This window comes from Tissierella pigra, assembly GCF_009695605.1.
Lineage (GTDB): Bacteria > Bacillota > Clostridia > Tissierellales > Tissierellaceae > Tissierella > Tissierella pigra.
In genome coordinates this window covers 78,714-90,721 of sequence record NZ_VUNQ01000012.1, presented here as the reverse complement: position 1 = coordinate 90,721, position 12,008 = coordinate 78,714, and the positions used below count along the sequence as shown (strand labels likewise).

The following is a 12,008-nucleotide window of genomic DNA, read 5'->3' as shown; positions in this document are numbered from 1 at the left end:
CCTATCTCTAGGACGGTCAGGGGCATGTCAAGCCCTGGTAAGGTTCTTCGCGTTGCTTCGAATTAAACCACATGCTCCGCTGCTTGTGCGGGTCCCCGTCAATTCCTTTGAGTTTCATACTTGCGTACGTACTCCCCAGGCGGAGTGCTTAATGCGTTAGCTGCGGCACCGAGGTTTGACCCCCAACACCTAGCACTCATCGTTTACGGCGTGGACTACCAGGGTATCTAATCCTGTTCGCTCCCCACGCTTTCGTGCCTCAGCGTCAGTATAAGTCCAGAAAGTCGCCTTCGCCACTGGTATTCCTCCTAATATCTACGCATTTCACCGCTACACTAGGAATTCCACTTTCCTCTCCTTAACTCAAGCCTTTCAGTTTCAAATGCTTACCACGGTTGAGCCGTGATCTTTCACATCTGACTTAAATGGCCGCCTACGCACCCTTTACGCCCAATAAATCCGGACAACGCTTGCCCCCTACGTATTACCGCGGCTGCTGGCACGTAGTTAGCCGGGGCTTCCTCCTTGGGTACCGTCATTATCGTCCCCAAGGACAGAACTTTACGACCCGAAAGCCTTCATCGTTCACGCGGCGTCGCTGCATCAGAGTTTCCTCCATTGTGCAATATTCCCCACTGCTGCCTCCCGTAGGAGTCTGGACCGTGTCTCAGTTCCAGTGTGGCCGTTCACCCTCTCAGGCCGGCTACCCATCGCAGTCTTGGTGAGCTATTACCTCACCAACTAACTAATGGGACGCGAGACCATCTTTCACCGCTTTACGCTTTGACTTAAAAGTCATGCGACTCTTAAGTGTCATAAGGTATTAATCCCAGTTTCCCGAGGCTATCCCTTTGTGAAAGGCAGGTTTCTCACGCGTTACTCACCCGTCCGCCGCTAAGATAATCAAAGTTTCATTCCGAAGAAATCTACTTTGAAAACTTCGCTCGACTTGCATGTGTTAGGCACGCCGCCAGCGTTCGTCCTGAGCCAGGATCAAACTCTCATTTAAAAGTCTGATTAGCTCAAATTTGCTGACTGTTGTTTCATGTGTTACTTTTTATAATTCAAAGTTTCTCACACTGTTTAGTTTTCTAGGTTCTCGTTCCTCTCTCGAGGGAACTTTCTTATAATAACATTTTTGTTTATTACTGTCAACGGTTTTTTATAAGTTTTTTATTTTATTTCAAAACTTAATTTCCATCAACTTTCCAGCCATTTTTGACTGGATATTTAGTATACCATGGTTTTTTATGATTTGCAAACAAATTTTTAAAAATATTCAAGGTATATTTATCCATATATGTCCATGGACATATATTGGGAATATTTTTTATCATATAGGCAGAGAATAAATATATTGAAATTTCATATATGGAGGATAATATAATGATTAATAATAAAAAGTATTTTAAAAATACACCTGCTTCCTATTGGATTCTATCTACTTCATTGGCTGAATACCCTATTTTAAATGAAGATATTAATGTAGATGTAGTCATTATAGGTGGGGGGCTGACAGGTATTCAATGTGCTTATCAACTACATAAAGAGGGACTAAGCACCGCTGTTTTAGAAGCAAATCATATAGGTCACGGTACCTCTGGCCACACAACAGGAAAAATCACTTCACAGCATCACCTTATTTATAATAAATTACAATCGCAGGTAGGAAAGGAACTAGCTCAACAATATGCTACTGCAAATGAAACTGCTATTCATGAGATTAAAAGAATTGCTAATGAATATAATATAGATTGTAATTATATTTCTCAATCATCTTTTATATATACCCAGCAAGATGAATATATCGAAAAAATTCATGATGAAGTTAAAGCAGCATTAGAACTAGGAATTAAAGCTTCTTACGTACAAGATATTCCATTTTCAATACCTATTAAGGGAGCAATTAAATTCAATAACCAAGCACAGTTTCATCCTCTTAAATATTTGTATTCTTTAACAAAGAATATAAATAAAAAAGGAGTTCATATATATGAACAGACCATGGCAGTGGACATTGAAGAAAATAATGATAATTACATTATTACGACTATAAATGGGAGTAAAGTAAATGCAGAGAAAGTTATTATCGCATCTCACTATCCCTTTTATAATAAGCATGGAATGTATTTTACTCGAATCTACCCATCAAGAACTTATATTACTGGAATTAAAGCAAAAGAGAAATATCCAGGTGGAATGTATATAAATGCAGAAGAGCCTTCTCGTTCAATCAGATGTGAAAATACAGAAAATGGCGAACTTATACTTATAGTAGGAGAGGGTCATAAAACTGGTCAGGGAGAAGATATGAATAAACACTATGAAGTATTAATGAATTTTGCAAATGATTTATTCACTGTGGAAGATATACCTTTTAGGTGGTCTACTCAAGATTGTATGACCTTAGATAGTATTCCCTATATAGGAAACTTTACTTCAAATACACCAAATCTTTATATCGCTACTGGTTTTCAAAAATGGGGTATGACAAACAGTACTGTTGCTTCTATCATTATTAGAGATTTAGTTATAAAAGGTGAAAGTCCCTGGGCAGATGTATACAATCCGTCTCGTAAAACAATTGCAGCATCTTCAAAAAACTTTATAGTGGAAAATACCGATGTTGCAAAACATCTTTTAAAAGGAAAATTATCATCCTCAGATAATGATATTAATTTACAAAATGGAGAATCTAAGATATTTGAATTTCAGGGTAAAAGAGCAGGAGCCTATAGAGATTACCAAGGGAAACTCCATATAGTAAATACTACTTGTACCCATATGGGATGCGAATTAAATTGGAATTCCGCAGAAAATTCCTGGGACTGTCCTTGCCATGGTTCAAGATTTTCCTATGAAGGAAAAGTATTAGAGGGACCCGCAACAAAACCTTTAAAACTTGAACATGATGTAAATACTATTGAAAAACTATTTAAAGACGATTTTTAAATATAAAAGAAGCTTAGATATATCTAAGCTTCTTTTATATTGCAATTTTATGACTCCATTTTCCACATCTATCTCCAAAGCAACCAATATCATTATTATTTTCATTGATTTTAACAACTTCACATCTATTTGTACAATCATTACATTCAAAGCTTGTAGATGTAAACTTACTTTCTGCAAGGTTAAGCCCTTTAAATTTTGTCATACCTAATTTTTCTGCAGATTCTCTTCCAATAATTGCAGCACCTATTGAACCCATTACATTATAATGCTCTGGGACAAACACTTCATAACCCAGTGCATTTTCAAAGGCCTTCTTTATTCCCCTATTGGCAGCTACTCCCCCTTGGAAAAATATCTTAGGTATAATTTCTTTTCCTTTACCTATATTATTAAGATAATTTCTAACTAAGGCATCACATAGACCCCTTATAATATCAGATTTATTATACCCTAGTTGTTGTTTATGTATCATATCAGATTCTGCAAAAACTGCACATCTTCCAGCAATCCTTACTGTAGTATTGGATTCTAAGGCATAATCTCCAAACTCTTCAATGGGAATATCAAGCCTTTCTGCTTGTCTATCAATAAATGAGCCTGTACCTGCTGCACATACTGTATTCATTCCAAAATCAGATACTACTCCATTTCTCAAAATTATTATCTTTGAATCCTGTCCCCCTATTTCAATTATAGTCTTTACGTCTTTATCAATTTCAAGAGCTGCAACTGCATGGGCAGTTATTTCATTTTTTACTGCATCTGCACCTATTAGTGTAGACGCTATATGCCTACCACTTCCAGTAGTTCCAACTCCACCAATTTTCATATCATTATAATTAGCCTTTAATATTTTAAACCCATCTTGAACTGCTTTAATGGGACTTCCCTTAGTTCTTAAATATATTTTCTCTACAACATCCATTTCTTCATCTAAAAGTACAATATTTGTACTTACTGAACCTACATCAACTCCAAGATAATGCATCTACCTTTCTCCTTTCAAGCAAATCTACAAATGCTTCAATCCTAGTAACATATCCTGCCTCACCTGTCATTTCATCAACAATAAGAGACATTATGGGGAAATCTCTATCCTTTGAAATAGTTGGTAAAATTGCCTTTGATACAATTTCAGGCATACAACCCATGGGAAATATTTGAATAGCTCCATCAAATCCATTTTCATGGGCCAATACAGCCTCTCCGATACACTCTCTTCCATGACCTCCAACCCCTATGGATAAATATTCTTTTCCTGCATTTTTTATATCCAATGAATTTAATTTAACAGGGGATAATGCCATATTTTTTACCCACCAGCTAGGAGTTAATTTTTTTTGAGTTGACACCCCATAATCCATAAGCTTATCTTCTATATATAGATTTGAAAATGGTTCTATTATGGTGTATATTTCTCCAATTATGGCAATCTTCACAGGATTTTTACTTTTATCTAATTTGATATTATTTAATTCCATCTCATATTCCTTCAATACTTGTATCATTTCTTGAGGATTATTACATTTCAATGCTTCTCTTATACAACTATTTAATATTTTTTTACACTTACCTTTTTCTTCCTCGTATCCCGTAAGGTATCTAGCCTCTCCTTCTATTTTATCAATTAAATTCATAATCTTTATAGCATCAGATAAGACCTTTATTTTTTGACGTCCCGATTTATTGCTTTTTGTAGATATTCTATCGATTCGATTGAATAATTCTTTAATTCCGATATCTCCTGGAGAATCTATCAATATAAATTCTAAATCATATCCTAATTTATTCAATAGATTCATTTGCATTTCTCCGTATTCTCCAAACCTACAGGGTCCGCAGCTTCCAGGAATTATTACTGTATCTGCCCCTTTTTCGATCGCCTGTATATAATTCCCCACCATTATCTTAAAAGGTAGACATATTTCTTCTGGAGAATACAAAGACCCTATTTCTATAGCTGACTTATTACTTAAGGGAGGCATAATATAATCTATTTCAAGTCCATCAAATAACGCCTTAGCTGCTAAATATACATTTCCCAAATGTGGTGCTGTTATTTTCATCCTAGCAACTCCTTTCTAACATATCAGCAAATGCCTCTACCCTTGTATCAAGACCTGCTTCACCAGTATGTTCATCTATCTTTAATATCATGAAAGGAAATTCATCTATTTTATCTTTAATAAGTTCAACTACAACAGAATCTATACCACAGGCAAATGATGATATATATATAATTCCATTTACTTGCTTTTCCTTAGAAATATGAGATGCAAATCCATAAGAGTTTCTTGCAAAAGTCCAAAATGGTCTTTTGTATAAATCGTCAACTTCTTTATTTATTAAATCTTCACTTAGACACTCTTCAGTTATAACTCCTATACCTAATTTATTAAGTTTTTTTACTATATTCATATTTATAAAATCATCATATATATTATATGGATGTCCCACTAAGGCAATATTTAATCTATAATTCTCATCTTTTATTCCTGAATCATAACCTTTTTGCTCTATTAAAGCTCTGTTAAATGCCTTTTTAATCTTTGATTTATCTTTAGTTATAATACTCCCTGCATTTTCTGCCCAATTATAAAGTTTTCTCTTTGATATGGCGTAAATAGGTTCTGTAATTGTTTTAGGCATATCTGGAATACTATTTATAATCATTTCAGGAAGTCCGCAAAATTTTGGACATATATATTCTCTTTTTTTAACCTGCATTATTCTTGGAATTACAATAATATCACTTTTATCCCTCAATGAAAAAACGTGTCCATGAAACACCTTTATTGGAAGACAAGCTTCATCCACCGAATATTTAATACCTTCGTTTAGTATTTTTTTATTAGTGTCTTCAGAGGTAATTACTTCAGCTCCAAGTTCACTAAAAAATGTTTGTAAAAAAGGATTATATTTGTAATATAAAAGCCCTTTTGGAATTCCTACTATCATTTTATCCTCCTTATGTAAATTAATATCACATTTATGGAGTATCACCTATGTATATCAAAAATATTCCAATTTAAGCTTTTTTATTTTTTAACCATTAGTACTTACACTAAATTCTCTAACATAAACTGGAATATAAGTTAGTTTTCCATTTATTCTTGTACTTTCCATTATTGACACTTTATCTACAGATATTATTCCATCGATGATTTTAGCCTTCATTTCTAATTCTTTAAACTCCTCTGCAATAACTACTTCTCTGCCCATGGTAATATGGGGAACAAAACCTCTTCCCTCTTTTTCATAACCTTGTTTTTCTAATTCATTCTCTAATTTAAAATATAATTTATCCATCATTTGATTTGCTTCTATTCCTAACCATATTATTCTCTTTTCACCTCTAGGAAATTCTCCTAATCTGCTGAAATTCAATTCAAACTCCTCTTGATTTAAAGCTACATTATCAATAGCCTTCTTTAGATTATTTAACTGCACTTCTGTAATTTCTCCTATGAACCTAATAGTTAAATGAAAATTATCCTTATCAGTAAATTTTCCTGAGATACTATTTTTCTTTACTATCTCCTGTATATTGTGTAAATATTTTTTTATCTCATTTGAAAATTCTACTGCTATAAATATACGCATTATTATCCACTCCAATTCTAGTTATATACCTTATGTTTTATTAAATTCATTTATAATACCAACAGAAAAACCCAATGTCAATTTATATATATTCCCCATAATCCACAAATTATCACTTACTTAGATTTAAAAAGATATTATATTTCATACTTATTTATAATATTTGTAAAAATACCAATACTAAAATTAATAAAACATAGGAGTGATAAAAATGGATTTCTTAGAAACCACTTACGATAAAGCATTAAAGACAGTTTTTGACATGGCTAATCCTATTAAAAAATCTATTATAAATACTCATTGTAGGGTTCATAAATTTATTAATATAAGGGCTTTGAAAATTCTTAAGAATGATGAATATGTTAAAGAATATGAATTCTTTACAAGTTATATTTATCATATTAACGAAGGAGCTGTATGGGCAGACCAAGATTTTAAAAGCTCAAATCATTTCTATAATCCAACTACAAAGAAAGGATTATATGGAAGAAAAAGTGCTATGGATTTAGGAGTTGATTATTATAATGAATCCATTAACCTATGGAAACAAGGAGACTTTAACAAATCATTATTCTATTTTGGTGCATCTTTACACATTATTCAAGATATGACTATTCCTCAACATGCTAATATTCGTTTACTAGATAACCATCATCAGTATGAAAATTATGTTAAACGTACTCATGAATATATGAAAGATTTTCAGGTAGAAACAGGTGCCTATTTACTTGACTCCATAAGAGATTATATAAGATTCAATGCTAGAGTAGCCATTAGAGTATATAAGAAATTTAAAAATATTTCTGATGATGAAACTAGATTTTATCGGACTAGCAGATGCACCCTCCCCTTAGCCAAAAGAACTACAGCTGGTGCCATGATTTTATTCTATAAAGATATATTCACTAAAGAATTAAATCAACTTAATTAGATATAAAGTTGATTTAACAAATAAATAAAGGTATTATATTAATATGATACTGGAAGGAGGGTGACTATGAAGGCATTGATTACTTTTAAATATGCTGAAGAAGAAATAAAAAAACTAGAAAAACTAGGTTATGATATAATTTTTAGAGATGAAAGAGATCTAATTTTTTCTGATAATATAAAAGATATAGATTTAATGGTATGTTTTAATCCATTTAATAAAATAGATATATCTTTATTTCCAAATCTTAAATGGATCCAACTTTCAAGTGCAGGTATTAACCATGTGCCAATAGATAAAATATTATCGCAAAATATTATACTTACAAATAATCGAGGTGGATACAGTATTCCAATAGCCGAATGGATTGTTCTTAAAATATTGGAGATGATTAAAAATACTAAGGAATTCTATAATAAACAAAATAAGAAAACATGGAAAATAGATACTTCTCTTATGGAGCTTCAAGGAAAAACCATAGGATTTATAGGAACTGGCTCCATTGCCAGTGAAGCTGCTAAAAGATTAGAACCCTTCGATGTAAACATAATTGGTATCAATTCCAGCGGAAAAGAAGCAGAACATTTTCATCAAACCTTTAGTATTGAGAAAATTTATGATGTAGTACCTAAATGTGATTTCTTAGTAATTGCTACTCCATATACAGAAAAGACCCACCATCTCATGGATGAATCGGTATTTTCTCATATAAAGGATGGAACATATTTAATCAATATTGCTAGAGGTAGTATTATAGATGAAAAAGTTCTTATAGAGAATTTAAAATCTGGTAAAATAAAAAAAGCTGCTTTAGATGTATTTGAAGTAGAACCTTTACCTGAAAACAATCCATTATGGGAAATGGAAAATGTAATTATATCTCCCCACAATTCTTGGGTATCAGAAATGAATAATAATAAAAGATATGAAATAGTTTATAAAAATATGGAAAAGTATATAAATGGCGAAAAATTAATTAATATTGTTGATTTAAAAAGAGGATATTAATATCCTCTTTGAATACATATTAAGATATTTTGAAGAAAGGAAGAACTTATGAAAAAAAGAGTAATTTTAGGTATGAGTGGTGGAGTAGATTCATCTGTTGCTGCTTTACTGCTTAAAGAAGCTGGATATGAAGTGATTGGACTTTTTATGAAAAATTGGGATGAAAAAGATGAGGATGGCGTTTGTACTGCTACAATTGATTCCGAAGATGCAAGACAAGTTGCTGACCAACTAGAAATTCCTTTTTATACTATAAATTTTGAAAAGGAATATTGGGACAGAGTATTTACTTATTTTCTTGATGAATATAAAAAAGGTAGAACACCAAATCCTGATGTAATGTGTAACCAAGAAATAAAGTTTAACGCTTTTTTAGATTATGCTCTTAAATTAGACGCTGACTATATAGCCATGGGACATTATGCGCAAGTAGAGAAAAGAGATGGTAAATCTTATTTGATTAGAGGAAATGATAATAATAAGGACCAAAGTTATTTTTTATCTCGAATAGATCAAAGTGCTCTTTCTAAGACTTTGTTCCCAATAGGGCATTTGGAAAAGAAACAGGTTCGTGAGCTAGCAGAGAAACACAATTTAACTACAGCCTCAAAAAAAGATTCTACTGGAATATGCTTTATAGGTGAAAGAGATTTTGATGAATTTCTAGACAAATATCTTCTAACTAAAGAAGGAGATATAATAGATATAGAAGGTAATAAAATAGGAAAACACAGTGGACTCATACATTATACCTTAGGTCAAAGAAAAGGTATTGGTATTGGAGGAGTAGGAACTGGAGAGCCTTGGTTTGTAGCTGGAAAGGATTTAAAGAAAAACATCTTATATGTAGCTCAAGGTGAAAAAAATCCTGCTCTTTATTCTACTTCATTGATTGGAGAAACACCTAAATGGATATTAGGAACTGCTCCTTCTATGCCTTTAAAATGTACTGCTAAATTTAGATATAGACAAGGAGATATACCTGTAACAGTAAATATATTAGAAGATGGAAATCTTTATATTAAATATGATTATCCTGTAAAAGCAGTAACTCCTGGGCAAGTAGCAGTATTATATCAAGATGAAGTATGCCTTGGTGGTTGTATAATCAAGTCTATAGAACCTTTAGAACAAAAGTATTTATATTTAAATACAATATAATCTAATATTTTTTATAAAGAACACCTTTAAAGCCTAAGCTTTAAAGGTGTTCTTTATTTTATAATAATTATATATAAATCTATCATACTTCTTCTAACATCCTGTACCCTACTCCCATTTCTGTTAAAATATACTGAGGATCTGCCGTATCTTTTTCAATTTTTCTCCTTAGATTTGCAACATTAACTCTCAGTGCCTTACTTTTGTTCACATAAGGTCCCCAAAGTTCACGGCATAAGAATTCATGAGTCAATACAGTACCTGCATTCAGAGATAATAAAACAATAATCCGATATTCTATAGGAGTTAAATGTACCACTTCTCCATCTACAGTTACTATTCTCTTATCATAATCAATATATAAATCGCCTAAAATAAAAAATTGGTTCACCTTGCTGCTTTTTATTTTTGATATATGTCCCTTTCTTAAAGCTGTTCTAATTCTTGCCATTAGAATAGCATTGTTAAAGGGCTTTGTAATATAGTCATCTGCACCACTGTCAAGGGCTGATATAATAAATTTTTCTTCATTTCTTGCCGATACAATAATCACAGGAACCAAACTCCAACTCCTAATGGATTTAAGTACTTCCATTCCATCCATATCTGGCAATCCCAAATCCAGTAAAATTAAATCTGGACAATGAGATGAGGCAAGAGAAATTGCTTCTTGTCCATTGACAGCTTTCAGTGTCCTATAACCTTGTAGTTCTAATTTTATAGAAATGAATTCGATGATTGCCTCCTCATCCTCCACTATCATAATAACAGGTTTATTTTTCATATCAATACCTTTCTATTAATCTGTTTAATCTTGTTCTTTGCAAATGGGTATTGTAAACATAAATTCTGCTCCACCTTCTGGTAGATTATTTGCATATATCTCTCCTCCATGGGCTTTGATTATGGTTTTACAAATGGAAAGTCCGATTCCCAAATCTCGGGTTGAATCTTTACATGGATTCTCAGATGTAACTGCAAAGTTAAAGAGTATGGGAAGAATCTTTGGATCTATTCCCGGACCAGTATCTGTTATAATAAAGCCTACAAAACCATCCATTTCTCTTACTTCTATTACTACATCTGACTTTTGTCCTTGGGCATGTTTTTGTGTATTTTCCAAAAGATTAGCGAGAACTTGAGAAATCAACATCATATCTATAGGAAGTAAAATTACATTTTTAGGCTGTTTTACAGTAATTTCAGTATTAGGAAAACGTTTTCGGAAGGTTAATACGGCACTTTCTATAACTTCTTCTACAATTTCTTCTGATTTATCAATTATCATATCATTTTTCTGAACCCTTGTAATGGATAATATATTTTCAATCATATTTAAAAGCCATTGGGAATCATTTTGTATGCCCTCTATTAATTTTTTCTGTACTTTATAAGGTATTTTTTCTCCTTCTTCCAGTAAAGTAGAGCTGGCACCTATTATACCAGTAAGCGGAGTTCTTAAATCGTGAGATATACTTCTTAAAAAGTCATTCTTTACCTTTTCTGCTTCAATCATTACCTTAACTTTCTGCTGCTCTACTGTAAGATGATACATTCTAAGTGCTTGCCCCATTTGCTCTGCTATTAATTCTAAAAACATCTTTTGCTTTTTGCTCAAATCTTTCTCTCTAAAAGAAAAAGCAAATACTCCGTAAGTAATATTCTGTGTAACTATGGGTAAAAAATAGCCATAGTCCTTATTATCTAAGATTTCTTGCCTATCTGCAGCAATCCTTACTAAGTGAAATATTTCATCTTTGGTAAAATACTCAATACTTACATCATCTTTTACATATCTAAAATATGGATTCAGTTCTCCTTTTGGCCTTATATCTTCAAAAAAAGCTATGGAATGTATTAATTCATCTTTCAAGTATTCCATAGCATACCTTACTATCGTATTCAAATCCCTTGTAGAAAGAAACTTCCTATTTATACTATATAGCAATTCAGCATGTTGATGTTTTTGTCTAGCCTGTTTTGCCTGTGTCTTAATCCTAGCAGTAATAGTACTGCTAGTAAAAACTACAATCAACAGTATAATAAGAGTTACTGGAAAATCCACAGTAAAACTAAAACCGAATCTTGGTGAAGTTATTAGAAAATCATAAGTAAATACTCCTATGACTGCTGACAGGATCCCATAAATATATCCTTCTGTGACTGCTGTAATAATAAATATTGCCATAGACATTACAATATTTATATTTTGATGTCCTAAATCATAACGATAAAGAATTTCACAGATAAGCAATGTACTACAAAGAATACAAATAGAGAAAGTAATATTTTTAGCTATTTTCTTATTCAAATTAATCCACCTTACACTTTTTATAATTATAACTGATAG

10 protein-coding genes and 1 rRNA gene are annotated in these 12,008 nt (G+C 32.2%); 4 read left to right on the top strand and 7 right to left on the bottom strand.

Annotated features, from left to right (window positions below; genetic code table 11):
- Positions 1-1,009, bottom strand: a 16S ribosomal RNA gene (locus FYJ83_RS07445); the annotation flags it as partial.
- A gap of 377 nt (positions 1,010-1,386) precedes the next feature.
- Between FYJ83_RS07445 and FYJ83_RS07440 the strand changes: the two genes are divergently transcribed.
- Positions 1,387-2,952, top strand: a complete 1,566-nt coding sequence (locus FYJ83_RS07440) for an FAD-dependent oxidoreductase (protein WP_154439700.1) — start codon at positions 1,387-1,389, stop codon at positions 2,950-2,952.
- Between the two features lie 34 nt (positions 2,953-2,986).
- Here FYJ83_RS07440 and FYJ83_RS07435 read toward each other — a convergent pair whose 3' ends face one another.
- The 4 genes from FYJ83_RS07435 to thpR all read right to left on the bottom strand — a co-directional run bounded on the left by FYJ83_RS07435 (position 2,987) and on the right by thpR (position 6,558).
- Entirely contained in the window at positions 2,987-3,943 is a 957-nt protein-coding gene (locus FYJ83_RS07435) for an acyl-CoA dehydratase activase (protein ID WP_154439699.1), read from the bottom strand.
- Positions 3,924-5,021: a 2-hydroxyglutaryl-CoA dehydratase gene (locus FYJ83_RS07430; protein ID WP_154439698.1), complete on the bottom strand. Its 1,098-nt coding sequence runs from the start codon at positions 5,019-5,021 to the stop codon at positions 3,924-3,926. The genes FYJ83_RS07435 and FYJ83_RS07430 overlap by 20 nt, the downstream gene beginning before the upstream one ends.
- A gap of 1 nt (position 5,022) precedes the next feature.
- Entirely contained in the window at positions 5,023-5,913 is an 891-nt protein-coding gene (locus tag FYJ83_RS07425; RefSeq protein ID WP_154439697.1) for an acyl-CoA dehydratase activase-related protein, read from the bottom strand.
- An 87-nt stretch (positions 5,914-6,000) separates the two neighbouring features.
- On the bottom strand, positions 6,001-6,558 hold the full coding sequence (gene thpR, locus FYJ83_RS07420) for an RNA 2',3'-cyclic phosphodiesterase (protein ID WP_154439696.1): 558 nt from the start codon (positions 6,556-6,558) through the stop codon (positions 6,001-6,003).
- Between the two features lie 211 nt (positions 6,559-6,769).
- Between thpR and FYJ83_RS07415 the strand changes: the two genes are divergently transcribed.
- The 3 genes from FYJ83_RS07415 to mnmA all read left to right on the top strand — a co-directional run bounded on the left by FYJ83_RS07415 (position 6,770) and on the right by mnmA (position 9,658).
- On the top strand, positions 6,770-7,489 hold the full coding sequence (locus FYJ83_RS07415) for a zinc dependent phospholipase C family protein (protein WP_154439695.1): 720 nt from the start codon (positions 6,770-6,772) through the stop codon (positions 7,487-7,489).
- 66 nt (positions 7,490-7,555) lie between these two features.
- Positions 7,556-8,497 carry a phosphoglycerate dehydrogenase gene (locus tag FYJ83_RS07410; protein WP_154439694.1) on the top strand — a complete coding sequence of 314 codons (942 nt, stop codon included), beginning with the start codon at positions 7,556-7,558 and terminating at the stop codon, positions 8,495-8,497.
- Between the two features lie 48 nt (positions 8,498-8,545).
- The gene (gene mnmA / locus FYJ83_RS07405; RefSeq protein ID WP_154439693.1) at positions 8,546-9,658 is read left to right on the top strand and encodes a tRNA 2-thiouridine(34) synthase MnmA; all 1,113 of its coding nucleotides are present in this window, start codon (positions 8,546-8,548) and stop codon (positions 9,656-9,658) included.
- Between the two features lie 82 nt (positions 9,659-9,740).
- Here the strand turns inward: mnmA and FYJ83_RS07400 are convergent, their stop codons facing one another.
- Together FYJ83_RS07400 and FYJ83_RS07395 are read right to left on the bottom strand one after the other, a co-directional pair.
- Complete coding sequence (locus tag FYJ83_RS07400; protein WP_154439692.1) at positions 9,741-10,442, bottom strand: response regulator; 702 nt, start codon at positions 10,440-10,442, stop codon at positions 9,741-9,743.
- A 24-nt stretch (positions 10,443-10,466) separates the two neighbouring features.
- On the bottom strand, positions 10,467-11,969 hold the full coding sequence (locus FYJ83_RS07395; protein WP_154439691.1) for an ATP-binding protein: 1,503 nt from the start codon (positions 11,967-11,969) through the stop codon (positions 10,467-10,469).
- Between the last annotated feature and the right edge of the window lie 39 nt (positions 11,970-12,008).